This window comes from Paenarthrobacter sp. A20, assembly GCF_024168825.1.
In the GTDB taxonomy this organism is placed as follows: Bacteria; Actinomycetota; Actinomycetes; order Actinomycetales; family Micrococcaceae; genus Arthrobacter.
Window position 1 is genome coordinate 4,722,305 of record NZ_JALJWH010000001.1, and the last position, 23,981, is coordinate 4,746,285.

Sequence of the window (23,981 nt, forward strand, 5' to 3'; positions counted from 1 at the left end):
CCGTACAACGTGAGGAGTCGCGAACAAGCTGCGGTTTTGTGACTACGTGTGACCCTAGATGACGTAACGTTCGTCTTCGTGGTCGCCTGGGTGGTCCTTGACCAAGCCGGCGGCAAGGGTGTTGCCGTCGATGGGGTCGATCACCAGGAAAGCGCCCGTGCGCCGGTGGTGCAGGTAGTTCTCCAACGGCAACGGAGCAGACAGTCGCAGCTGCGCATGGCCGATGTCGTTGAGCTCCAGGTTGGACGCAGGCTCCACGTTGAAGGTGGCCAGGTCCAGCTTGCCAGTGACGTTGCGGACCAAGGCCTGCACAGTGCGCGTACCGTGCTTGACCAGGACCTTCTGGCCTTCGCGGAGCGGCTTCGGCGAGAGCCAAGCCAACGACGCATACAGGTCAGCAGTGCTCTCGCGGACCGTGCCGGCGGCGGCGATGGTGTCGCCACGGGCGATGTCGATCTCGTCAGCCAAACGGACAGCCACCGACTGCGGAGCGGCAGCCTCGTCCAGCGACTGGCCAGCGAAATCGATGCCCACAACGGTGGTGGTGCGCGGCTCGTGACCCGGGCTGATAACGGAAACTTCGTCGCCAACCTTCACCGAGCCCTCAGTGATCTGGCCTGCATAGGCACGGTAATCGCGGTACGCCTCCACATCAAGCCCGGCAGCAACAGCATCCGGAGCCAAGGCACCCTGAGGACGGATCACCAGCTGGACCGGGAAACGGAAGCTCTCCAGGTCTGCCTCAAGCTCGTCAGCCGCCGGGAGGGTTTCGAGGACCTCCAACAGCGCTGGACCGGTGTACCAAGGGCTGCGCTCGGAGCGGTCCACCACGTTGTCGCCGTCCAGCGCCGAAACGGGAACCACCAGCAAGTCGGCCACACCATCAGACCCAAGGCCAAGCTCGCGGGCAACCTTCTGCACGTCCGCTTCGATGTCGCGGAACACCTGCTCGCTGAAGTCCACCAGGTCGATCTTGTTCACGGCCACAATCACGTGGGCAACGCGCAGCAGTTGCAGCACGGACAGGTGCCGGCGGGTCTGCTCCAGGACACCCTTACGGGCGTCGATGAGTACGACGACGGCATCCGCAGTGGACGCGCCGGTCACCGTGTTCTTGGTGTACTGAACGTGGCCGGGGCAGTCCGCCAGGATGAAGCTGCGGCGGTCCGTTGCGAAGTAGCGGTAGGCCACATCGATGGTGATTCCCTGCTCGCGCTCGGCACGCAGGCCGTCGGTCAGGAGGGCGAGGTCGATCCCGCCCTTTTCCCCGCCGAAGCCGCGGTCCGCAGAGGTGCGGGCAACGGCGTCGAGCGTGTCAGCAAGAATCGCCTTCGAATCGTGAAGGAGGCGGCCCACCAAAGTGGACTTGCCGTCGTCCACCGAGCCGGCAGTCGCGAAACGGAAGAGCGTGGACGGAAGCGCCTCGGAGTTGAGTCCGGCGTCCAGGAGTGCGGTTTCGGTGCTCATTTAGAAGTAGCCGTCCTTCTTGCGGTCTTCCATGGCGGCCTCGGAGATGCGGTCATCTGCTCGGGTGGCGCCACGTTCGGTCAGGGTGGAGGCAGCGACTTCAACAACGACGTCGGCCACGGTGCGTGCATCGGACTCAACAGCACCGGTGCAGGACATGTCGCCTACCGTGCGGTACCGGACCAGCTTGGTGATGACGTCCTCGTGCGGCAGCGGCTGGGAAACCTCGCCCACTGCCCGCCACATGCCGTCGCGGGCGAAAACTTCGCGCTCGTGGGCGTAGTAGAGGCCCGGGAGCTCGATGTTCTCTCGCTCGATGTAGCGCCAAATGTCCAGCTCGGTCCAGTTGCTGATGGGGAACGCACGGACATGCTGGCCCACCGTGTGGCGGCCGTTGTACAGGTTCCACAGCTCGGGGCGCTGGTTGCGCGGATCCCACTGGCCGAATTCGTCACGGAGGCTCAAGATGCGCTCCTTGGCGCGGGCCTTGTCCTCATCACGGCGGCCGCCGCCAAAGACGGCGTCGAACTTGTTTTTCTGGATCGCATCAAGCAAGGGAACAGTCTGCAGCGGATTGCGGGTGCCATCGGCACGCTCGGCCAGCTCGCCGCGGTCAATGAACTCCTGGACCGAGCCGACAACCAGCTTCAGGCCCAGGCGCTCCACCGTACGGTCCCGGAAGTCAATGACCTCGGGGAAGTTATGCCCCGTGTCCACGTGCAGGACGGGGAACGGAACCTTGCCCGGCCAGAACGCCTTCGTGGCAAGGTGCAGCATGACCACGGAGTCCTTGCCACCGGAGAACAGCAGCGCGGGCTTCTCGAACTCGGCGACAACCTCGCGGATGATATGAATCGCTTCGGACTCGAGGGTGTCCAGGCTGGAGAGACGCTCCGCTGAAGGGGCGTCGACTGCCGCTGCAACTTCCACCGTGGACTCCTCTGTTGTGTACGTGCTCATGTGTGTAGTCCGCATTCTGTCTTGTCGGATCCTGCCCAGCGGCCGGCTCGGGGGTCTTCGCCCGGGGCCACTTTGCGGGTGCAGGGCTGGCAGCCGATGGACGGGTAGCCCTGGCTCAAGAGGGGGTTGACCGGAAGGATGTTGTCCTCGGAGTACTCGATCAGCTGATCGAAGGTCCAATCGACCATCGGGTTCACCTTGACCAGGCCGAAACCCTCATCCCAGGTGACCACCGGCGTGTTGGTTCGTGTAGGTCCCTCGTCACGTCGGACCCCGGTGAACCACACTTCATAACCGGCCAGCGAACGGCGCAGGGGCTGGACTTTGCGCAGCGCGCAGCACTGGGCGGGGTCGCGGGCGAACAGGTCCTTGCCAAGCAGGCGGTCCTGCTGCTCCACGGTGCTTTCCGGAAGAACGTCCACCACGTTGACGCGGAGGTTTGCTGCGACTTCGTCGCGGGTCTCGTACGTTTCCTTGAAGTGGTAGCCGGTCTCCAGGAACAAGACGTCGACGCCGGGAAGCTGGTCAGCGACCAAGGCCGGCAGGACGGCGTCGGCCATGGAGCAGGCCACCGTCACTGTGGGCAGTTCGAAATTGCGGGCCACCCAGGCGATGACGTCCCGGGCAGGGGCGTTCCAGCCGAGTTCAGCGGCTCCGGCTTCGGCCAGGGCCTTGAGCTCTTCGTGGGAACGCAGCGCCGGCCGGGCTGCTGCACTGGCGAGGTTGGTAATAGTGACGGGATCTGTCATTGGAGATCTCCTTCGTCGGCGGAGTGTGCCCACTCAGCGAAGGTCTGGCCCTCGGCGCCAACGGCGACGAACTTACGGACCACGCGCTCCACGTAATCGGGCAGGTCTTCCACCGTGACCTTCAGGCCACGGACGGTACGTCCCAAACCGGCTTCCTCGCGCTCGTTGTTCGCCAGCCCGCCACCGAGGTGGACCTGGAAACCCGGGGTGGGGTCGCCGTCGGGCGTTGGCAGCATCATGCCCTTCAGGCCGATATCGGCCGTCTGGATACGTGCGCAGGAGTTCGGGCAGCCGTTGATGTGGAGGGACAGTGCCGAGGGCAGCTGCTTGGTCTCCACGAGGTCGGCCAGGCGGCGTTCGAGTTCAGCGATGGCCGTTGCGGCTGTGACCTTGGTTTCCACGATGGCCAGCTTGCAGAACTCGATGCCCGTGCAGGCAATGGTGCCGCGGCGGAACACGGACGGACGGGCGGAGAGGCCCAACGTGTCCAGTTCAGCGATCAGGGGCTCAACCTGTTCCTTGGCAACGTCAAGGATGACCAGCTTCTGGTGCGGTGTAGTGCGCAGGCGGTAGCTGCCATGCTTCTCCAAGGTGTCCGCCAGCGTGACAAGTGCCTCGCCGGAGGTCCGGCCCACAGTCGGGGTCACACCGATGAAGAACTTGCCATCCTTCTGCTCGTGGACGCCGATGTGGTCTCCGGGAGCCGTGGGCTTCGGAGCGGCAGGGCCGTCCGGAAGCTTGAAGCCGAGGTATTCGTCTTCAAGGATCTGGCGGAACTTCGCCGGACCCCAGTCGTTCATGAGGAACTTCAGGCGGGCCTTGGTGCGCATGCGGCGGTAACCGTAATCGCGGAAGATGCTGGTGACGCCAAGCCATACTTCAGCTGCAACATCGGCGGAGACGAACACACCGAGGCGTTCGGCCAGGCGCGGGTTGGTGGACAGGCCGCCGCCAACCCAGAGGTCGTAACCGGCACCGTGCTCGGGGTGGACCACGCCTACCAGGGCGAAGTCGTTGATCTCGTGCACCACGTCCTGGGACGGGTGGCCGGTGATGGCGGTCTTGTATTTGCGGGGCAGGTTGGCCAGCTCCGGGTCACCGATGAACCGTTCGGCGAGCTCGTGGATGAGCGGCGTCGGATCAATGATCTCGTCCTTGGCAATGCCCGCAACCGGGGAACCGAGGATGACGCGCGGAACATCGCCGCAGGCCTCGGTGGTGGACAGACCGATGGACTCAAGGCGGCGCCAGATCTCCGGCACGTCCTCAACGCGGATCCAGTGCAGCTGGATGTTCTGGCGGTCCGTGAGGTCGGCCGAGCCGCGGGCGAAGTCCACGGAGATCTGGCCAATGACGCGCAACTGCTCGGTGGTGAGCGCACCGCCGTCGATACGCACGCGCAGCATGAAGTACTTGTCCTCGAGCTCGTGCGGTTCAAGGGTTGCCGTCTTGCCGCCGTCGATCCCGGGCTTGCGCTGGGTGTAGAGGCCCCACCAGCGGAAGCGGCCGTGAAGGTCCGTGCCGTCGATCGAGTCGAAGCCTTCTTTGGAGTAGACAGACTCAATCCGCTCACGGACGTTGAGTCCGCTGTCTTCCTGCTTCCAGGTTTCGTTGGCGTTCAGGGGCGCGGTGCCGTCAACCTTCCACTGGCCGTGTGGCTTGGCGGCAGGGCGGGTGCGTGCTGGGCGCGAGGGAACTGCGGTGTCCGCGGACGCACCGGCTACAGCTGTATCTGTCATATCTCGACTGTAGGTCTGGCCAGTTTTCGCCAGCAAAGGTCCGGAAACGCTAAGTCACCTAGGGAAACATTTCGTCACGAAGGGGTTCCGGACCTTGTTCAAGGACGCTACTTATGCAGGTTCCCGCCGGGTTTAGCCGCCCCTTGCTTGCGCGTCAGGAAGGGTTGCCAACTACGGCGTCGTAGCGTTCCAAGGCGATCTCAGCGAGCACCTGCGACGGCAGCAGCGGTGCCGTAACAATGTCTGCTCCGGCCTTGGCCAGCTGGTCGTGGAAGTAACCGGTAGCCAGTAGGTAGGAGGAGATGAAGACCCTTCCTGTCCCACCATCAGAGGCGAGTTCCGCACGCAAGGAGGCGACGCCGTCGGGCACTGTTGGCTGGGCGCTGGCGCCATAGGCCACCCGCACCTTGTTCGGCAGCAGCTCGGCGAGCAACCGTGCTTGCTCTTCCGAGTCCACGGAGCCGTCAGGGAGGGACGATCCCGCGGCAGCCAGCAGCACGCCGTCGTCTTCAGTCAGTCCAGCGGCGCGCAGGTGGGTGGCGAGCAGCTCGGCAAGCCGCGCATCGGGGCCGAGCGGCCGGGCAGCCACAACTTCGGGCCGGCTCTTGATCGCCTTGGGCACGTCCACCTTGACGTGGAAGCCGGTGGACAGCAAAAGCGGTACGACGACGGCGGCAGTCCCCCCGGGCATGTTTTCCACCACACCGGACAATTCGGGTTCCTGCACGTCAACGTATGCCTCCAGGACCTGCAATCCGGGACGGAGGGCTTCGATTTCAGCCATGACCCGGCGGATGGCTGCCTGGCCTTCGGCGTTGCGGGTTCCGTGGGCGCACGCGATCAAAACGGGGCTGTTCATGGGAGCTAGCGTAACGTTGAGCCAGCATCTGTTGAGAGCCGTACCCAGAAAGAACCCGTCCACTTGATTTCCATCGACATCGTCCTTCTCTGGCTTGACCTGGTAGGCGTGTTCTTCTTCGCGGTCTCCGGGTCCCTGTTGGCCGCCCGCAAACAATTCGACATCGTAGGCTCAGTGCTCCTCGGCTCCATCGTCGCCCTGGGTGGCGGCGTGATCCGTGACATCGTCATCAACGCCGGTCCCCCGATCGCCTTCACAAACCCTGCGTATCTTGCTCCCCCGCTGCTGGCTGCGATGCTGGTCTACTTCCTGTTTTCTTCGGTCCAGCGCTTCACATCCCTGCTGACGCTGTTCGACGCCGGCGGGCTGGCTCTGTTCTGCATCACGGGGACGTTGAAGGCGCTGGGTGCCGGAATGAACCCGGTGGCCGCCATCCTGCTGGGTGTCACGACTGCTGTGGGCGGCGGGCTCCTCCGCGACATCACAGCCAATGAAATCCCTACCCTGTTCAATGCCCGCGACCTCTATGCCTTGCCAGCCTTTGTGGGGGCTGGACTCACCACGTTGTTGTGGCATCTGGGCATCTTCAGCGGTCTCTCTGCCTGCATCGTGGCAGCTGTTGTTTTCGCTTTCCGCGTCATCGCGTGGCGACGCAGCTGGCACGTGCCGTTGGCCGTCCGTGGATGGCACCGCCCCGGCAGTGGAACAGGCGCAATTTCAGGCGTCCGGGATTAGCTAGGATAAGAGCATGACTGACATGTTCCTCGAGAAGTTCCGTGCGCTGGTCCCAAAGTATCTCGAGGATGAATGGCAGGAAGAAGACGGCCTCACGCCTGACGAACTGGATGACGCCCTCGCCGATCACTCCTTCACCATCCCGCTGGTTCTGCGCGAGTTCTACCTGGCAATCGGCGGTTGTGAGGACCTCATGGAGGCATACCACTACTTCTGGGACCCCGAGGAACTCGAGGTCGATGACGAAGGTTTCCTCATGTTCCTCGAAGACGAAGAGGAACAGTTCACCTGGGGCTTCCGCACTGCCGATCTCGGCATCCCGGACCCCATCGTCTGGCGCCGCAACAACGCCCGCGGCCAGTGGAAGAGCGAAGAGGGCACCTTCTCCGAATTCGCGTTCGACATGTTCGAATGGGCATTCAACGACGAAGACTAAGTTTCCGCAAAAAACAGCCCCTTTCCTGACTTCCTGGTCGGGAAAGGGGCTATTTTGTTGTGACCCGTGTGCCTCCAGCACCCACTTTGATGTCGAAAACGCCCTGACACGCCGTTCAGGTGGTGTGTCGCCGGAGAATTGCCGTCAAAGTGGGTGATGGCGGTACATGGGAGACGCAAACTCACGACGACGGCGGAACCCACCCAGGTGCGTACCGTGCCGGTGCGTAGCGGCCAACTTCCCTGTTGCGCAGGACTGCCTTGACCTCGGCAACCATCCTCTCCGGGTGATGAACGACATCCGCGTAGTAGTAGCGAAGGCTCAATAGCCCCATCCGCATGGCTGCGTTGTTCCTGTATTGGTCCTTCTTGACCTGTTTTCCCTCTAGGTGTGTGCCGCCGTCGAGTTCAACGATCAGGCATTCGTTGACCAAACAGTCCACTTCACCTACTTCCGGGACGTCCGCGTGCATCTGGACCCCAAATCCAGCCTTGGTGAAGTGGGTGTGCGCCAACACCTCCAACAGGGAGTCGGATCGGGGCAGAACCGCATCCAAGGTTGCGCGAACCCGGCCGTTCCTGTTGCCCGGAAGCCTTGACTTCAAAAAGTCCGTCGAGAGGAGCGCCAGGCTGACCGCACTCTGCACCAAGACGAGTGCATCCAATTCAGGCAAACATCGGAGCGCGTGGATCAGGACATCGGCCACCCCGGCAACCGGCAGGTACGGATGGTCGGGGTGCTGGCGGGCCCCGTGGTGCGCAACACGGCGCCTCGCCAGGCCGGTGCTGCAGCTCAAATGGAGTTCCTCTGCACTCTCAAGAGTCCACAGACCATAGAACCGGGCGGCCGAGATACAGGTAAGTACGCCATCGGCCCGGAAGGCGGCAACGACGTCGGGATCGGCGTCGCCCGAGGTATAGACGCCACGGTGTAAGCGAGCAGCTGTCCCGTCACTGACAGCCTTCGCCAGTGCCCGCTGAGTAAAGCCGGCCTTCCTGAGGGTTTCCGTTCTGGCTGCTCCGTGCCGGCTGCGGAGGAATTCGTTGATATCCATGCAGCCATGCTGGGTTCGGCGAGGACCCCGCGGCTGCCGGGAAGTTCCCTATGTGGACAACTACGGGTACCTCCACCACCTGGTTTGCGGGCCTGCAATGTAGCGACACACCCCCTGTACGGCGAGTCCCCCCGCTCCGTGATCCAAAGTAGGTGATGGAGGTTCGGCGCTTCGCTGTAAATCGCACGGCATAGAGGAAAAAATCGTTGACCCAAAAAGTTGCATATATGACAGAGTTGTCATAAACTTTTCACGGATCCACTAAATGCCTCCGGTGGTTCTGATGCGAACGGAGATTGTGGTCCCGGTTCGGTGCAGCGTATGACTCGTAACGTTGCAACGAGCCGGGGCCATTCCGTTTTTCCGGAACCTCAAGTTTGGCCGCGTACGTCCACCACCCACTTTGATTCCACCAGCAGCCCAACACGCCGTAACCACAGGCGAGTCGCCACGTTCGAACACTCAAAGTAGGTGCTGACGGTACGGGTTTCACGACGACGACGGGCCTGCATCCGAAATCCGGACAACAAAAAACAGGCGCCCGGCCTACATGAGACCGGACGCCTGCGAAAGCAAAGGAAAAAAATTAGCTGCTGCGGTCCACCACTGCATGCGCGAAGTTGGTCAGCGATGCCTTCACAACGCCCTCGGGCAGCGGGGCCAGGGCAGCGACGGCCTCGGCGGACCACTGGCGGGCGATCTTCCACGACTCGTTGGTGACGGGATGCTCGCGCAGGCCGGCTACGGCCTCGGCCAGGGCCGAGTCGGAGGACAGGTCACCGTCGATCAATTCCAGGAGCGCAGCAGCAGAGGCATCCCCGGCGGCAGCATCGCGGCGCAGCAGCAACACGGGCAGCGTGGGCACGCCTTCGCGAAGGTCGGTGCCCGGGGATTTGCCGGACTTGACCTTCACACCAGTGACATCGATGACGTCGTCGGCAAGCTGGAAGGCAACGCCCACCTTCTCGCCGTACTCAACCAGCAGGTCCTCGTAGGCTTCGTCTGCGCCTGCGAAGATCGCGCCGAGCTGTCCTGACGCCGCAACCAGGGAGCCGGTCTTGTCAGCGATGACGGACAGGTAGTGCTCCACGGGATCTTCGTCTTCGCGCGGTCCCACGGTTTCGTGGAGCTGGCCAAGGCACAGTCGTTCGAAGGTCCGGGCCTGGATGCCCAAGGCGCGGGAGCCGAGCTCGGAGACCAAGATGGATGCTCGGGCGAAGATGAGGTCACCGGTGAGGATGGCCACGGAGTTGCCCCATACTTCGTGTGCCGTGGGTGCACCGCGGCGGAAGGGAGCAGAGTCCATCACGTCGTCGTGGTACAGCGTGGCGAGGTGCGTGAGTTCAACAACCACGGCCGCCTGGACAACCTCGGGGCGTGAAGCATCACCGAGGTGCGCACACAGCAGAGTGAGGAGCGGACGGATGCGCTTGCCACCGGCTTCCACCAGGTGACGCGACGTCGCGTCAGCCAGGGGGTCCGAGTTGGAGATGGCTTCGCGGAGCTTCTTCTCAACCCGGGCAAGGTTGGTGGTGATGGCGGGGCCGAGCTCGGCGTCGCCGGCGATGGCGGCAAAACCGGCGGGCAACTGGAGTCCCGTGGCAATCGCGGTGGTGTTGGGAGCAGGCTCAACGGTGTCCGGCAGGCCGTGCCCGGCATGCGTCCAGCTGTGTTCGGCAGAGTTCGTCACGGAATAACCCTAACTAGTTGTTGCGGAAACCGCGGTGTCGGTGCCTGCCGGCGTAAGGGCGCGGGCAGCGGAAGTGTTGGACGTGGCCGGAACCAGCATCTCGAGGACGCGGATCACGCGGTCTTCGAAGCCCTTCGCGGCAGGGTCGGTGAGGTTGGCGAGCATGCGGACCACAAAACGCATCAGCACTGGAATGGGCATGCCCGTGCGCAACGCCAGTTTCATCACGGCAGGCTTGCCAATCAACGCAGCAAACGCACGTCCCAGCGTGAAATGCGATCCCCACTGGTCCCGCACGTAGTCCGCGTACCGCGAAAGGTGGGCATCGGCGTCGTCGGCGGTCCAGCCTGCTGAGCGCGAACGCGCGGCGCCGTCAATCAAGAACTCTGCGGCGAACCGGGCTGATTCCATCGCGTAGGAGATGCCCTCGCCGTTGAACGGAGACACCATTCCACCGGCGTCGCCCAGCAGGAGCAGGCCGGGTGAGTAGTGCGGCGTGCGGTTGAAGCCCATGGGCAGTGCGGCGCCACGGATCTCCCCCACCTGGTTCTCAGGGGTAAAGCCCCACTCAGGAGGCATGCCGGCCGTCCATTCGCGAAGGACCTGCTTGTAGTCGAGCTTGCCGAATTCCTTGGACGAATTCAGGATGCCGAGGCCAACGTTGGAGGTGCCATCTCCGACACCGAATACCCAGCCGTAGCCGGGAAGCGGTTTGCCTGACTTGCCGGGAAGTTCCAGCCAGCCTTCCATCCAGTCGTCTTCGTGCCGCGGCGAGGTGAAATAAGTGCGCACAGCGACACCCAGCGGACGGTCGTCGCGCTTGTGCATGCCAAGCGACACGGCGGTTCGCGTCGAGTTTCCATCGGCTGCGAGTACGACGTCGGCATGGAAGTCGCGCGTTTCGCCCGTCTTGCGTCCGGACTCGTCGAGAATTGACGCCCGCGCGCCGATGACGCGACCGTCGTCGGCGGTCAAAGCCGAGGTGACGCTGTGGCGTTCCAGCACGACGGCGCCGGCGGCCTGGGCGTGCCTGGCCAAGTCTTCGTCGAACCCGAGACGGGTGCGGATCAGGCCGTAGGTGGGAAAGTCGGAGACCTCGGGCCAGGGCAGCTCGATGGTGCGCCCACCGGCAATCAGGCGCAGCCCCTTGTTCCGGCGCCACCCTTCCTCAACAGCGTGCGGCAGTCCGAGCTTCTGGATTTCGCGGACAGCGCGGGGAGTCAGGCCGTCGCCGCACACCTTTTCACGCGGAAAGGAGGTCTTTTCCAGCACCGTGACGTCGATGCCCGCCTGGGCGAGGTAATACGCGGCGGTGGACCCTGCAGGGCCCGCGCCAACTATCAGTACTTTCACGTCGTCCTAAATCAGCAGGCAGTACGAAGTCAGCCGGCCTGGTGGCGCGGCTTGATCTGGCGGCGAAGCTTGGCTACGGGGACACTTTCGCGGTGCTCGGCGGGCTTCTGTGCACGGTGGACGGCGACGATGCCGCCGCTGAGGTTGCGGTAAGTGATGTCCGTCCAGCCAGCGTCACTGAGCCACTGGGCCAAGTGGTCCTGGTCCGGCCAGGCGCGGATGGACTCGGCGAGGTACACGTAGGCATCCGGGTTGGAGGACACCTTGGTGGCGATAGCCGGCAGCGCACGCATGAGGTACTCGGTGTAGAGGTTGCGCCAGAGCGGCACTACGGGGTGGGAGAACTCGGCGATGACCAGGCGACCACCGGGCTTGGTGACGCGGAGCATTTCCTCAAGGGCCTTGCGGGGCTCCACCACGTTGCGGAGTCCGAAGGAAATGGTGGAAGCGTCGAAGCTGTTGTCAGCAAACGGGAGGTTGGTGGCGTCACCGGCGATGAAGTCGATGTCCGGCCGGCGTCGCTTGCCAACTTTGAGCATGCCCAATGAGAAGTCGCAGGCCACGACGTCCACGCCAGCGTCTGCATAGGGTTCGCTGGAGGTTCCCGTTCCGGCTGCGAGGTCCAGGACCTTCTGGCCCACCTTCACGTCCATGGCATCAACCACGATCCGGCGCCAACGCCGGGTCTGCCCCATGGACAGGACATCATTGACGACGTCGTATTTTGGGGCGACATCATCAAACATCGTCGCAACTTCGTCCGGACGCTTTTCCAAGGATGCTCGGTTCACCCTGTAATTGTCTCAGACATTCAACCGACTTTGCTGCGCTGTAGAAGTCGGCTCAGATTCTGGTTACGCGCGGGAGTACTGTTGTTCCATCATGACGAGCACGCTCCGCACCTTGACAGTCCCCCTCGATGTTGACTCATCCTCCGGGGGGCTGCCGTCGTTTCTGGTGCGGGACGACGTCCTGTGCTGGTCCCGCCGCGAGGCCGGCCTGGTTGGCTACGGCGAACTGACCCGCTTCAATGCCACCGGCCCGGAGCGTTTCCTTGAGGCCGATATCTGGTGGCGGCACCTCATTCTTGAGGCCGAAATCACGGACCACGTAGACCTTCCGGGCACCGGTCCCGTCGCTTTTGGCTCGTTCGCTTTCTCCAAAACGTCCCCGCACGTCTCACGTTTGATCCTCCCCGAACTGGTGGTTGGCATCCGCGATGGCCGTGCCTGGGCTACCCAGCTAACGTTCGACGACGGTCCCCTCACCGAGGCCGGCGTCCTCGCCTCCGTGACTCGCTGGCTGACTGAGCCGGAACCGAACGGCGAGGATTCAGCGGCGGGAGGATCCGACGTCGCCCCCTCACCTGAGGCTGTTGCCGCGGACGGTTCGAGCGGTCACCTCAGCCACGGTTCCCTCAGCGAGTCCGCGTGGATGCAGGCCGTTTCCAATGGTGTCGACGAGATCCGCGCCGGGAAACTGGAGAAACTCGTGTTGGCGCGCGACGTCGTCGCGACCCTTCCGGACGGCGTCAACGCTGCGGAGGTACTTCGCCAGCTGGCCGCAAGGTACCGCGAGTGCTGGACGTACGGCGTGGACGGACTGGTCGGTGCGACGCCCGAGATGCTGATCCAGGTGGAGGGCCGCACTGCACAAGCCCGCGTGCTGGCCGGTACCTTGGACCGCCGCGACGCCGATGGCTTGGACGGCTCCCCCATGGCGTACGCCGAACGCGTCCTGGCTGGATCCGAGAAGCAGCGGCACGAGCACGAGATCGCCATAGATTCGTTGACACGGCAGCTGGCGCCCTTCTCCGAGGCGATGAATTCCCACAGCGAGCCGTTCATTCTTGAGCTGCCCAACGTGTGGCACCTGGCCTCGGACGTGAAGGCTGAGTTGGCGGACATTGAGGGACACGTGCCCACCTGCCTGGCCCTCATCAACGCCCTGCATCCCACGGCTGCCGTGTGCGGAACCCCGACGCTGGTGGCCGGAGCGTTGATCCGGAAACTCGAGCATTTGGACCGTGGCCCGTACGCCGGACCCGTCGGTTGGCTCGACGCCGCGGGCAACGGTGAATGGGGTATCGCGCTCCGTGGCGCGGTCATCGAAGACGCCAACACGGTGCGCCTATTCGCGGGCTGCGGCATTGTGGAGGGCTCGCAGCCGGAGGCCGAACTGGCCGAGACGTGGGCCAAGTTCAGGCCGATGCTTGAGGCGCTGGGCATCCGCCGCTGAATCCGGGATCCCAGACAGACCTTCTGCTGGGGTGGTTGATAAGTGGGTAAACTTGTTATCCAATAGTGAAACTTCGTTTCCTGTGATGCACATCTCACGTTCGGCGCTACACTAAAACCGACTCAGTTCAGCATCCACCGCAACAAAAGGTAAACAACATGCAGATCTCCCGTTCGGTTCTGTCCGGCACCAAGATTGCCGCCGTGCTCGCAGCCGGCGCACTGGCCCTCACCGCTTGTGGCGGCTCGTCCACCCCTGCGGCTACGGATGCCTCGGGCCTCAAGCTCATCAATGCCGGCAAGCTCACGGTGTGCTCGGACGTTCCCTACGAGCCCTTCGAATTCCAGAAGGACGGCAAGATTGTCGGCTTCGACATGGACATCGCCGCTGAGATCGCCAAGGACGCCAAGGCAGAACTCAACGTGGTGGACAGCTCCTTCGAAGCCATCGAGACCGGCACAGCCCTGACCGGCTGCGACGTTTCCATCTCCTCGATCTCCATCACGGACGTCCGCAAGAGCGTCATGGACTTCTCCACCCCTTACCTGGATGACGACCTGACCCTCGTGGCCACCTCGTCCTCCGGCATCAGCAACCTTGATGGCGCCAAGGGCAAGAAGGTGGGCGTCCAGCAGGCCACCACCGGCGCCCAGTACGCCAAGGACAAGGGAATCGACGCCCAGCAGTTCGAGGACTCCGGCCTCCTGGTCCAGGCGCTCAAGGCCGGCACCATCGACGCCGCAGTCGGCAACCAGTCCGTCCTGGGCTACGCCATCAAGGACGACTCCAACCTGAAGCGTGTCGAAGACTACGCAACGGGCGAGAAGCTGGGCATCTCCATCAAGAAGGGCAACACCGCCATGGCGGATGCCGTGAACGCCACGCTGAAGCGCATCACCGACGACGGTTCACTGAAGAAGTTCGAGACCACCTGGTTCGGCGAAGCCACCAAGTAGTCCGAGCCCCGGCTCCCGAGATCCACGCAGGCGGGCCCCGAAACGATACGTTGTTTCGGGGCCCCACCTGCGCAACATGAATGTGAGAACACCATGGCAATGACTGCACGTCAACGAGCCAAAGTCAGTTTGTACGTCCAGGCCGGAATCTTTGTTGTGGTCCTGGCCGCAGTGATCCTTGCCGTGGACTGGAAGACGATCGGCACCAGCGTCTTCAACTTCGCCAAGATCGGCCCGATGTTCCCGGACATCTTCCTGGTTGGCCTCAAGAACACCCTCATCTACACGGCGCTGGCCTTCGTGGTGGGCTTGTCCGGCGGCCTCCTGCTTGCCCTGATGAAGCTCTCCACCTTCCCTCTCTACCGGTGGCTGGCCACGGGCTACATCGAGTTCTTCCGCGGCGTTCCTGCACTGTTGGTCTTCATCGCCTTCGGCTACGGCGTTCCGCTCGCATTTGGTGTCCAGTGGGACGTCAACATCGTGGTCATGGTTTCGCTGGGCATGGTGGCCTCGGCCTACATCGCTGAAACCCTCCGCGCGGGCCTCCAGGCTGTGCCCAAGGGCCAGATGGAAGCCGCCCGTTCACTGGGCATGCCGCAGTGGCGGGCCATGGTTTCCATCGTCATCCCCCAGGCTTTCAAGATCGTCCTTCCGCCGCTGACCAACGAGATCATCCTGCTCACCAAGGACTCCTCGCTGATCTACGTCCTGGGCCTCACCGCGTCCCAGTACGAGCTCACCAAGTTCGGCCGTGACGGCATCTCCAGCCTCGGAGCCGGCCTGACGCCGCTTCTCGTGGCCGGCGCTTTCTACCTGGTCATCACCATCCCCTTGAGCCTCCTGGCACGGAAGTTCGAAAGCCGCTCCGCGCGGACGAAGCGATAGGCAGGACAGTCATGAATAACTCCACTGGGAGCACGTCCAGCGTTCGCGCTGCGGGCGTCGACATCAAGGATCTGCGCAAGTCCTACGGGAGCAACGAGGTCCTCAAAGGTATCTCGCTGACCGTTGAACCGGGCCAGGTAGTTTGCCTGATCGGGCCCTCGGGCTCCGGCAAGTCCACCCTCCTGCGCTGCGTCAATCTGCTGGAGCAGCCCAATGCGGGCACCATCAACGTGGGCAAGTTCGAGGCCACAGACCCTGACGTGGACCTCAACAAAATGCGCCAGAGCGTTGGAATGGTGTTCCAGCACTTCAACCTGTTCCCGCACCTGAGCGTGTTGGATAACTGCACCATTTCGCAAATGAAGGTCCTCAAGCGCTCCAAGTCCGAGGCAGCCGGCGTGGCCCGCCACAACCTGGAGCGCGTTGGCTTGGGACACCTCGCCGACCGATTCCCGGACCAGCTCTCCGGTGGCCAGCAGCAGCGCGTGGCTATTGCCCGTGCCCTGTCCATGGACCCGCAGCTCATGCTTTTCGATGAGCCCACGTCAGCTTTGGACCCTGAGACCGTGGGCGACGTCCTTGCCGTCATGCGCAAGCTGGCCCAGGAAGGCATGACCATGCTGGTGGTCACGCACGAGATGGGCTTCGCCCGTGAAGTCGCCGACCGCGTGGTCTTCATGGACGCCGGTGTCGTGGTGGAAGAAGGGCCGGCGGAGAACGTCATCAGTGCCCCCACCCAGCCACGAACCAAGGAATTCCTGCGCCGTGTCCTGGACCCGACGCACATCGGTGTCGAGGAAGCCTGACGCCACGCAGATTCGCTAGCGCCACGGAACCAGGAGGGCGACACCCATAGGTGGGTGTCGCCCTCCTGTTTCTGTGTCACCGGCGAGCCTGGGCTTAGCCCGCCGTGAGGACCTGGCCCACCGCAGCGTTGATGGCTTCCTTGATCCGAGCATGGAGCACCCGCAGGCCTGCCCGGTCGACGCGCACCTCCACGATGGTGCGCCCCTTGAGCGGCAGCTTGAGTGCGTCGGCGAGTTCCGCCGTCGTACTTACCGCTTGATGTCCGACGCCGTACGCGGCCGCGAGTGCCGCAATGTCCACTGAGTGCGGGGTACCGAAGAGGCGTTCGACGGCGGTGCCGTAGGCGCCTGAGTCCTCGACGGCGCCGTGCTCGAGCAGGCTGAAGATGGCACCGCCGGCGTCGTTGAGCACCACGATGCGCAGGTCCGGCACAGGTTCACCGTGGCCGAGAAGCAACCCCCCAGCGTCGTGGAGGAAGGTGACATCGCCCAGGAGAACCGTGGTTTCGCGTCCGCTGCCCAGGGCGATGCCGGTGGCTGTGGCGATGGTGCCGTCGATTCCGGCGAGGCCGCGGTTTGCGTGCACGGTAGCGATGGGTTCGGTGTGGGGTTGACCGGCGAGGTCGACGTCGCGGATGCCGTTGGAGGAGCCGAGGACCAGCTGACCGCGGGAGTGTTCCCAAACGGTTGCACCAACGGAGGGACCGTTGGCGAGGGTCTCCCCCGCGAGCACTCCGTCAAGGCTGTGTTGGGCTGCTGCGCCTGCGAGGAGCCAGGAATCCAGCCATTCCGCAGACCCCCGGCCAGCGAAATCGGCCAATTCGGGGAGGGTTTCGATGGGTGTTTCGCGGCGTCGGCCCGCCTCATACCAAGCGACTGGAACAGGCTGGTAGATGGCTGTGCCTACGGACTCGCGGGCCAGCAAGGATGCCACGGGACGGGACAGGGTTGCCCGGCCAAAAAGGACCACCCTTTCGATCGGAGCGGGCGACTCGGGGCCGAAGTGCTCCAACAACACCCGGTACGGCCCAACTGCGTTAGGCCCGAAACGTGCGTTGGAGGACGGTTCCGCGAGCAACGGAAGGCCGTGGGCCCGCGCAAATGCTTCAGCCACGGGGCCTGCGTCGTGGCCTGCGAGGACCACGGTGCGTCGCTCGGCGAGTTCGCTGGATGCTGCCGGGAGATCCAAAACCTGGGGGCCGGCGTCATAATGGAACACTCCGTGTCCGGTGGTTTCGGGCAGGGCGTCGCCGGCCGCGGGAACCAGCGGATCGCGGAACGCGAGGTTCACTTGGACAGGGCCGGGCGGGGTGTCTTCAAGTGCGCCGGTGGCGGCATACAACGCGGTGGAAACAGCCTTTTGCGGATGGTCACCGGCAGGGATGTCGACGGCGAATCGTACGTGGTCGCCGAAGAGGTCCAGTTGGATGGTTGTCTGGTTGGCCCCGGTTCCGTGGAGTTCCTCCGGCCGGTCCGCGGAAATGACCACCACAGGCACTGCTGAGTGGTTGGCCTCCATGACGGACGGAAGAAGGTTGCCAACCGCCGTGCCTGAAGTGGTTACCACAGCCACCGGCGCCTCGGTGGAAAGTGCCAGGCCCAGGGCTGTGAACCCGGCATCGCGTTCGTCAATGCGGACGTGCAGCCGGACGCGGCCGGCAGCTTCTGCTTCCGCGAGGGCGTAGGCCAGGGGCGCCGACCGTGAACCAGGGGCCACCACCACGTGCCGCACCCCGCCGTCCAGCAGTGCCGTCACGGCGATCCGGGCGGCGGCGATGGATGTCAGAGAGTCCTGGGAAGTCACCCGTCCAGTCTATTGGCGCGTGTGGACGCTCATTACACCCCAATCAGGCGAGCGAGAGGAAGAGCTTTTCCAATTCTTTTCGATCCATCGTTTCGTCTTTTTGGGTGATGCACTGCTCAAGGCCAGTGGCGATGATGGCGAACCCGGCGCGATCGAGAGCTTTCGACACCGCTGCAAGCTGGGTGACCACATCCTTGCAGTCCCGCCCTTCTTCAAGCATTCGCGTGACGGCCGCGAGCTGGCCTTGGGCGCGCTTGAGCCGGTTGATAACGGGTGTGAGTTCTGCCGGGTTGAGTTCCATGAGCTTCTCCAAGGTGTCGGGAATCTCCCACTACTATATACCCCCTGGGGTGTTTGACTACCCCCCGGGGTATCTGGAATACTCGGCGGGGTATCCGCTACTGCCTATTCGAGAGGCTCTCCATGACGTCCCCCACCAAGGCATCCGCCATCACCACGCTCGCCCCGGAAACACTGCACAACTGGATTGCCGAACACCGCGATCTGATGGTGATCGATGTGCGCTCAGCTGCCGAGTTCGAATCCATGCACATCCGCGGGTCCTATAACGTGCCCCTGCCTTTGCTTTCGGAACATACCGATGAACTGGCTGCCAGACTGGGTTCCCGCGTGGTTCTGGTGTGCCAGTCAGGCGCACGCGCCGAGCAGGCCCGTCAGCGGCTTGGCGCGTCTGGCATTGAAGGTGCGCACGTTCTGACCGGAGGGGTCCCCGGGTTCGTCGCCGCCGGTGGCGACGTTGTGAGGGGCAAGGACCGCTGGGACCTGGAGCGCCAGGTCCGCCTCGCTGCCGGCTCCTTGGTGGTGCTGGGCATGGTGGGCGGCAAGTTCATCTCACCCAAAATCCGCGTGCTAACCGGGGCCATCGGCGCGGGGCTGACCTTCTCGGCCGCCACCAACACCTGCGCAATGGGGAAAGTCCTCTCAGTCATGCCGTGGAACAAGGCCGCCAAGGAGCCCACCCGCGAAAGCGCCATCCTCCAGCTTCCGGCACCAGAAGCGGGCATTGCGGCATGATCCCGGCCCTGGCCCTGGGACTCATTGTCGGGATCGTCCTGGGAGTGGTGGGTGGCGGTGGGTCAATCATCGCCGTCCCCGCCCTTGTCTACGGCGTGGGCATGAGTCCTACCCAGGCCATCCCGACGTCCCTGTTGGTGGTAGGAGTATCGTCTTTGGCGGCACTACTTCCGAGGGTCCGGGACGGCCTGAACTGGCCGGTCGTCGCGTTGATCGGTCTTGCAGGCATCCCGGCAGCCTGGGGTGGTGCAGCCGTAGGCCGACTGCTGGATCCAAACATCCTGATGCTGGCATTTGCGGTGATCATGGTGGCCGCAGGGATCCGAATGCTCGCCAAGCCCCGCGAGTCCGATGGATCCTGCAGCACGGGCCCCAACAGGGCCTTCCGATCCTGCGCTCCAAAGGCAGTGGGGGTAGGGCTGCTGGTGGGATTTCTGACCGGACTGCTGGGGGTTGGCGGCGGCTTCCTCATCACCCCCGCCTTGACCATCCTTCTGGGCCTGCGCCTGAAGCAGGCTGTCGGAACGTCCTTGGCCATCATCGTGATCAACTCCGCCGCAGGGTTCAGCGCGCACGCTGCCGGGTACACCATCGACTGGGCAACCACACTGGCATTCGCCGTCCCGGCCATCCTGGGCTCGCTGGTCGCCGCCCGGGTGGCCCGCCGCCTGAAGGACAAATACGTCCGCATCTCGTTCGCAGTACTCATCTTCGCCGTCGCGGCGTGGGTGACCACCGGGGCCGTAACTGCCTAACCAAGGAAGAAGGAGAACACTATGGGACTCATGGATACCGTCAGAAAGGCCTTCGGTAAGCCCTATAAAACGATCGACGTCGCCAGGGCCAAGGAACTCCTGGACTCCGGCGCCACGCTGATCGATGTCCGATCAGCGCAGGAGTGGCGAACCGGCCGCGCCACGCAGGCCAAGCATATTCCTTTGGACCGACTGCAGACCAGCACCTCCGGCATCCAGAAATCCCGGCCCGTCATCGCCGTGTGCGCTTCAGGGGTACGGTCCGCTTCGGCGGCCCGGCTGCTAGCCACAAAAGGGTATGACGCCTACTCGCTACGCGGAGGCATGGCAGCCTGGCGTCGCGCCGGCGAACCTGTCCGTTAGCGACTGTCACTATCTTTCGAAGGAGAATCCAATGGCCGAAATCACTGTCACCGAAGCAGAGCAGCGGCGCTCCACCGTCTGCATCCTCGACGTCCGCGAGGACTTTGAGGTCGCCGAAGGCATGATTCCCGGAGCCCTCCACATTCCCATGGGTCAGTTGCAGGCACGCCTGTCCGAACTGGACCACAAAGTCCCGGTCATTGCCGTATGTCGAAGCGGCAACCGTTCAGCCCGCGTCGCTGACGCCCTCAATGGCGCCGGCTTTTCTGCGGACACGATGGCCGGGGGCATGATCGCCTGGATCCGGGCCGGTCTTGCCACCACCTGAACGAAAACGCGGCAGTGCGGCACCCTGACATCACTTTCACCAAAGTGGACACCGCACGTACGCACCAAAACTGCTGGCCGAACTCCCCTTGGAATATACCCCCATGGGTATTCGTTTCAATTACGTCATCTACTCCACGAAGGAGAGCACACCATGCTTATCGAGCGCATTTACGATGAAGACCTCGCCCATGCCAGCTACCTGATCGGCTGCCAAGCCAAGGGAGAAGCCATTGTTGTCGATGGCCGGCGTGACATCGCCGTCTATCAGGATCTCGCCGCGAAGAACGGCATGAAGATCGTGGCCGTAACCGAGACACATATCCATGCCGACTACCTTTCCGGCACTCGTGAACTTGCCGCCGTCACCGGAGCAAAAATATATGTTTCCGGCGAGGGCGGCCCCGAATGGCAGTACGAATTCGACGGCGAGCGGTTGCATGACGGTGACAGGATCGCCTTGGGCAACATCAGCATCCAAGCAGTGCATACCCCGGGCCACACTCCTGAACACCTTTCCTTCCTGGTCACCGACGGCGCGTTCAGCGACCAGCCAGGCTACTTGCTCTCCGGGGACTTCGTTTTCTCCGGCGACTTGGGTCGACCGGACTTGCTCGATGAGGCCGCGGGCGGAATCGACACCCGTTTCGAGGGCGCCAAGCAACTCTTTGCCAGCCTCCGGGACAAATTCCTGACCCTTCCCGACTACGTCCAGGTCCACCCGGCCCACGGTGCCGGCAGCGCCTGCGGCAAGGCCCTCGGGGCCATACCCTCGTCAACCGTGGGCTATGAGCGCCTGTACGCCTGGTGGGGACCCTACCTGGCAGCGAACGACGAGCAAGGATTCGTTGACGAACTCCTGGACGGGCAACCCGACGCCCATGCTTACTTCGGACGGATGAAGCGGGAAAACCGTGAAGGGCCCGCCGTCTTGGGCGCACGCCTGCCCCTTCAGGAGCTGGACGCCGCGGAGGTGTCCCAGGACCTGGCATTGGACAAGGTCACGTTCATCGACACCCGCCCGCACACTGAGGTCCACCACAGCACAGTAATCCGGTCGCTCAACGTTCCCGCGGGCAAGTCGGTAGCCAGTTACGGAGCCTGGGTGATCAACCCGGAAACGGACAAAAACCCGCTGGTTCTCTTGGCACCGGACCAGGGCGCAGCCCAGGACATGTGGGATCACTTGGTACGTGTCGGCATCGACAACATCGCCGGATTCCTCACCAGCATCGACGGCCTGCCAATGTTCACGCCTAAGCTCATCCAGCCGGAGGAACTCGACGGCTTCAACGCTGCCATGGTCCTGGATGTCCGTAACAAGACAGAGCACAATTCCGGCCATATCCCTGGTTCCCACCAGCTCAGCGGTGGCCGCGTCATGTGGCATCTTGACGAACTACCCGCCGAAGGCACCATCGTGAGCTATTGCCAGTCCGGCGTTCGGAACTCAGTTGCGGCCAGCGCCCTTCGCCGGGCCGGATACGACGTCGTCGAACTCGACGGCAGCTACGCAGCATGGTCCGCCCAGCAGAATTCACTGGCCACCGCCTAAAGCCTAGGGCCCTCCCGCCCGTCAGTTACCGCGGGTGAGAGGGCCTTCGTTCAACGATCAGGGGCAGGCGTTACTTGCGGAAGACCTGCACGATCGACGGACGCGGGGCGCGAACGGCACCGGCGGCAGGAGTGGCCCCGGCCGGCACGTAATCCGGGAAGAAGGAGTTCTGCGCTGCGAACGAGCCCTCTTCACCCGGGTGCTGGACGGCGACGAACACTGTTCGCTCTTCGTCGTGGATGATCGGACCACAGGTCTCGGCATCACGGGGCACTGCGAGGAACTGCTCCACCTTGCCGCGCTCACGACCCTCAAGGGTGACCTTGAAGAGGCCATCGGCGTACCCGATGCTGGACGGTGCACCATCGGTGGAGATCCAAAGATTGCCCACGGAGTCGAACGCCACGTTGTCCGGGCAGGAGATCGGCGAAACCTTGTCCGTGGGGAATCCGGAGAAGTAGGTGGAGGTGTTCTTGGCAGGGTCGCCGGCAACCAGCAGGAGGTTCCAGTTGAACTTGGTCCCCGTCTGCTCGCGCCCTTCGGTGATTTCCACAATGTGTCCATCGCGGTTCAACGTGCGCGGGTTGACCTCCGTGGCGCCTTCCTTGCCGGCCTTGCCGCGGTCGGAGTTGTTGGTGCAGGCGACGTAGACCTTGCCGGTGAGCGGGTTCGGCTGGACGTCTTCGCAGCGGTCCATCTTGGTGGGGCCAACTTTGTCGGCGGCGAGGCGGGTGTAGACCAGTACTTCGGGGACAGACATGCCCGGAACGGCGGACTTTCCGTCGACAACCAGCGGCAGCCACTCGCCGCTGCCATCGAAGGCACCATCGGCAGGGAGCTTTCCTGAGCCATCGATCTCGGCAACCGGCGAATCACCCGTGAACTTGGCAACGTAGAGGTCGCCCTCGGAGAGCAGACCCATGTTGTTCCTGCGGGCTTCCTTGGAGTCGCCGGCCTTGTACTTGCCCTTGGAGACGAACTTGTAGAGGTAGTCGAAGCGCTCGTCGTCGCCCATGTAAGCCACGACCTTGCCGGAGGGGGCAACAATGACGTTGGCGCCTTCGTGCTTGAAGCGGCCCATAGCGGAGTGCTTCTTAGGCGTGGAGGTGGGGTCGAACGGGTCAACTTCCACGATCCAGCCGAAGCGGTTGGTCTCGTTGGCGTAGCCGGAGTTGCGGGTATCGAAGCGCGGCTCGTCGAGTTCCCACTTACGCGAAGTGGGGTTGGCCGTGATGCCGTACCGCTTGTCGCCATCGCTCGTGCCCGGTGCGGCGAAGTAGCCGTTGAAGTTCTCTTCGCCGGAGAGGATGGTGCCCCACGGGGTGGTGCCGCCGGAGCAGTTACCCAGCGTGCCCTTGATCCAGCGGCCTGCGGGGTCATCGATGGTCTTGACCAGGTTGGTACCTGCTGCGGCGCCGGTCAGTTCGTAGACGGTGTCCGTGAGGAAGCGTCGGTTCAGGGGTGCGCCCTGGACGTAGTTCCACGGCTTGTTCTTGTTCTTGCGTTCGAGCTCAACCACTGCCAGGCCGTGCCCGGCCCGACCAATGGCACGTGCCTCGGCGGGGTCAAAGCCCACGGGCAGCATGATGTTCTCGTTGGTGTACTCGTGGTTGGTGAACAGTACCGCACGGCGATCCTTGGAACCGGGGATGGGCAGGATGTCCGTGTAGTCGTTGTTGTAGCCGAACTGTCGGGCCTGGGCTGCGGCGGTCTGCGCGTTGAGGTCGAAGGCCGGCGAATCGGCGAACAGGGGGTCGCCCCAGCGGATGATCGGCTTCCAGTCGAAGCCTTCGGGCACGGTGAAGGCGTCCACAGCGGCATCGACCGGCTTGATCGCGGAGAACTTGAGCTTGGACTTCTCGAAGCCCTTCTTCGCGGCCTCGGAGAGTCCGTTGCCGGAGTCGGCCACCGCAGTATCGGCACCGCTTACAGCACCACCGAGTACGACGGCGAGCGCACCGGCGGCGCCGAGGCCAAGAGCGGCGCGGCGGGACATTGCCGTTGAGGCGATGTCGCGGAAGTAGCCGTTGGCGCTGGTGTTGCAGACATCGCCCGAGCAGGCGTTATCGCACTTAAGGGCACACGTCACGGGGCTGCGCTTGCCCTTGGTGTGGCCGAGCATGGGGAGCAGCGCAAACGTGCGTCCGGTGGTTTCAGACATGGGGGAAGACCTTCCAGAGGATGTACCAGGTTCCCGTTGAGCCTTTCAGCGGAA

Annotated in this window: 23 protein-coding genes; 11 read left to right on the top strand and 12 right to left on the bottom strand. The window is 63.6% G+C overall.

Annotation, left to right across the window (positions count from 1 at the left end; translation table 11 throughout):
- Nucleotides 1-54: 54 nt before the first annotated feature.
- The 5 genes from J3D46_RS21915 to J3D46_RS21935 form a co-directional block, all read right to left on the bottom strand.
- Nucleotides 55-1,467: a sulfate adenylyltransferase subunit 1 gene (locus tag J3D46_RS21915; protein WP_231340069.1), complete on the bottom strand. Its 1,413-nt coding sequence runs from the start codon at nucleotides 1,465-1,467 to the stop codon at nucleotides 55-57.
- Nucleotides 1,468-2,427 (bottom strand): sulfate adenylyltransferase subunit CysD, encoded by a 960-nt coding sequence (gene cysD, locus J3D46_RS21920; RefSeq protein ID WP_231340070.1) that lies wholly within the window; start codon nucleotides 2,425-2,427, stop codon nucleotides 1,468-1,470.
- On the bottom strand, nucleotides 2,424-3,176 hold the full coding sequence (locus tag J3D46_RS21925; RefSeq protein WP_231340071.1) for a phosphoadenylyl-sulfate reductase: 753 nt from the start codon (nucleotides 3,174-3,176) through the stop codon (nucleotides 2,424-2,426). Before J3D46_RS21925 ends, cysD begins: the two co-directional genes overlap by 4 nt.
- Nucleotides 3,173-4,915 (bottom strand): nitrite/sulfite reductase, encoded by a 1,743-nt coding sequence (locus J3D46_RS21930; RefSeq protein WP_253468807.1) that lies wholly within the window; start codon nucleotides 4,913-4,915, stop codon nucleotides 3,173-3,175. The genes J3D46_RS21925 and J3D46_RS21930 overlap by 4 nt, the downstream gene beginning before the upstream one ends.
- Nucleotides 4,916-5,069: 154 nt before the next feature.
- Nucleotides 5,070-5,837, bottom strand: a complete 768-nt coding sequence (locus J3D46_RS21935) for a sirohydrochlorin chelatase (RefSeq protein ID WP_253468809.1) — start codon at nucleotides 5,835-5,837, stop codon at nucleotides 5,070-5,072.
- On the opposite strand from J3D46_RS21935, the gene J3D46_RS21940 reads away from it, so the two are divergent.
- The gene (locus J3D46_RS21940; RefSeq protein WP_159700895.1) at nucleotides 5,838-6,509 is read left to right on the top strand and encodes a trimeric intracellular cation channel family protein; all 672 of its coding nucleotides are present in this window, start codon (nucleotides 5,838-5,840) and stop codon (nucleotides 6,507-6,509) included.
- Nucleotides 6,510-6,522: 13 nt separating this feature from the next.
- Nucleotides 6,523-6,945: a hypothetical protein gene (locus tag J3D46_RS21945; RefSeq protein WP_159700898.1), complete on the top strand. Its 423-nt coding sequence runs from the start codon at nucleotides 6,523-6,525 to the stop codon at nucleotides 6,943-6,945.
- 181 nt (nucleotides 6,946-7,126) lie between these two features.
- On the opposite strand, the gene J3D46_RS21950 is transcribed toward J3D46_RS21945, so the two are convergent.
- From J3D46_RS21950 to J3D46_RS21965, 4 genes are all read right to left on the bottom strand, one after another.
- The gene (locus J3D46_RS21950; RefSeq protein ID WP_253468811.1) at nucleotides 7,127-7,999 is read right to left on the bottom strand and encodes a type IV toxin-antitoxin system AbiEi family antitoxin domain-containing protein; all 873 of its coding nucleotides are present in this window, start codon (nucleotides 7,997-7,999) and stop codon (nucleotides 7,127-7,129) included.
- Between the two features lie 586 nt (nucleotides 8,000-8,585).
- Entirely contained in the window at nucleotides 8,586-9,689 is a 1,104-nt protein-coding gene (locus J3D46_RS21955; RefSeq protein WP_231340075.1) for a polyprenyl synthetase family protein, read from the bottom strand.
- A 9-nt stretch (nucleotides 9,690-9,698) separates the two neighbouring features.
- The gene (locus tag J3D46_RS21960; RefSeq protein ID WP_253468813.1) at nucleotides 9,699-11,042 is read right to left on the bottom strand and encodes a geranylgeranyl reductase family protein; all 1,344 of its coding nucleotides are present in this window, start codon (nucleotides 11,040-11,042) and stop codon (nucleotides 9,699-9,701) included.
- Nucleotides 11,043-11,071: 29 nt separating this feature from the next.
- Nucleotides 11,072-11,833: a demethylmenaquinone methyltransferase gene (locus J3D46_RS21965; protein WP_090817170.1), complete on the bottom strand. Its 762-nt coding sequence runs from the start codon at nucleotides 11,831-11,833 to the stop codon at nucleotides 11,072-11,074.
- 91 nt (nucleotides 11,834-11,924) lie between these two features.
- Here J3D46_RS21965 and J3D46_RS21970 point away from each other — a divergent pair, with 91 nt between their 5' ends.
- From J3D46_RS21970 to J3D46_RS21985, 4 genes are all read left to right on the top strand, one after another.
- Nucleotides 11,925-13,280: an isochorismate synthase MenF gene (locus J3D46_RS21970; RefSeq protein ID WP_231340077.1), complete on the top strand. Its 1,356-nt coding sequence runs from the start codon at nucleotides 11,925-11,927 to the stop codon at nucleotides 13,278-13,280.
- Nucleotides 13,281-13,438: 158 nt separating this feature from the next.
- Nucleotides 13,439-14,236, top strand: a complete 798-nt coding sequence (locus tag J3D46_RS21975) for an ABC transporter substrate-binding protein (protein WP_231340078.1) — start codon at nucleotides 13,439-13,441, stop codon at nucleotides 14,234-14,236.
- Nucleotides 14,237-14,329: 93 nt separating this feature from the next.
- A complete protein-coding gene (locus J3D46_RS21980) occupies nucleotides 14,330-15,121 on the top strand; it encodes an amino acid ABC transporter permease (RefSeq protein ID WP_253468815.1) in 792 nt (263 codons plus the stop codon).
- 11 nt (nucleotides 15,122-15,132) lie between these two features.
- Nucleotides 15,133-15,927 (top strand): amino acid ABC transporter ATP-binding protein, encoded by a 795-nt coding sequence (locus J3D46_RS21985; RefSeq protein ID WP_231340080.1) that lies wholly within the window; start codon nucleotides 15,133-15,135, stop codon nucleotides 15,925-15,927.
- 94 nt (nucleotides 15,928-16,021) lie between these two features.
- On the opposite strand, the gene menD is transcribed toward J3D46_RS21985, so the two are convergent.
- Nucleotides 16,022-17,731 carry a 2-succinyl-5-enolpyruvyl-6-hydroxy-3-cyclohexene-1-carboxylic-acid synthase gene (gene menD / locus J3D46_RS21990; protein ID WP_253468817.1) on the bottom strand — a complete coding sequence of 570 codons (1,710 nt, stop codon included), beginning with the start codon at nucleotides 17,729-17,731 and terminating at the stop codon, nucleotides 16,022-16,024.
- 43 nt (nucleotides 17,732-17,774) lie between these two features.
- Nucleotides 17,775-18,032 (bottom strand): metal-sensitive transcriptional regulator, encoded by a 258-nt coding sequence (locus tag J3D46_RS21995; RefSeq protein WP_231340082.1) that lies wholly within the window; start codon nucleotides 18,030-18,032, stop codon nucleotides 17,775-17,777.
- 122 nt (nucleotides 18,033-18,154) lie between these two features.
- Here J3D46_RS21995 and J3D46_RS22000 point away from each other — a divergent pair, with 122 nt between their 5' ends.
- The 5 genes from J3D46_RS22000 (at nucleotide 18,155) to J3D46_RS22020 (ending at nucleotide 21,766) form a co-directional block, all read left to right on the top strand.
- A complete protein-coding gene (locus J3D46_RS22000; RefSeq protein WP_253468819.1) occupies nucleotides 18,155-18,766 on the top strand; it encodes a rhodanese-like domain-containing protein in 612 nt (203 codons plus the stop codon).
- Nucleotides 18,763-19,521: a sulfite exporter TauE/SafE family protein gene (locus J3D46_RS22005; protein ID WP_231340084.1), complete on the top strand. Its 759-nt coding sequence runs from the start codon at nucleotides 18,763-18,765 to the stop codon at nucleotides 19,519-19,521. Before J3D46_RS22000 ends, J3D46_RS22005 begins: the two co-directional genes overlap by 4 nt.
- A gap of 21 nt (nucleotides 19,522-19,542) precedes the next feature.
- Nucleotides 19,543-19,884 carry a rhodanese-like domain-containing protein gene (locus J3D46_RS22010; protein ID WP_231340085.1) on the top strand — a complete coding sequence of 114 codons (342 nt, stop codon included), beginning with the start codon at nucleotides 19,543-19,545 and terminating at the stop codon, nucleotides 19,882-19,884.
- A gap of 31 nt (nucleotides 19,885-19,915) precedes the next feature.
- Entirely contained in the window at nucleotides 19,916-20,212 is a 297-nt protein-coding gene (locus J3D46_RS22015) for a rhodanese-like domain-containing protein (protein WP_231340086.1), read from the top strand.
- A gap of 153 nt (nucleotides 20,213-20,365) precedes the next feature.
- Nucleotides 20,366-21,766 carry a rhodanese-like domain-containing protein gene (locus J3D46_RS22020; RefSeq protein WP_231340087.1) on the top strand — a complete coding sequence of 467 codons (1,401 nt, stop codon included), beginning with the start codon at nucleotides 20,366-20,368 and terminating at the stop codon, nucleotides 21,764-21,766.
- Between the two features lie 70 nt (nucleotides 21,767-21,836).
- Here the strand turns inward: J3D46_RS22020 and J3D46_RS22025 are convergent, their stop codons facing one another.
- On the bottom strand, nucleotides 21,837-23,927 hold the full coding sequence (locus J3D46_RS22025) for a PhoX family phosphatase (protein WP_253468821.1): 2,091 nt from the start codon (nucleotides 23,925-23,927) through the stop codon (nucleotides 21,837-21,839).
- Between the last annotated feature and the right edge of the window lie 54 nt (nucleotides 23,928-23,981).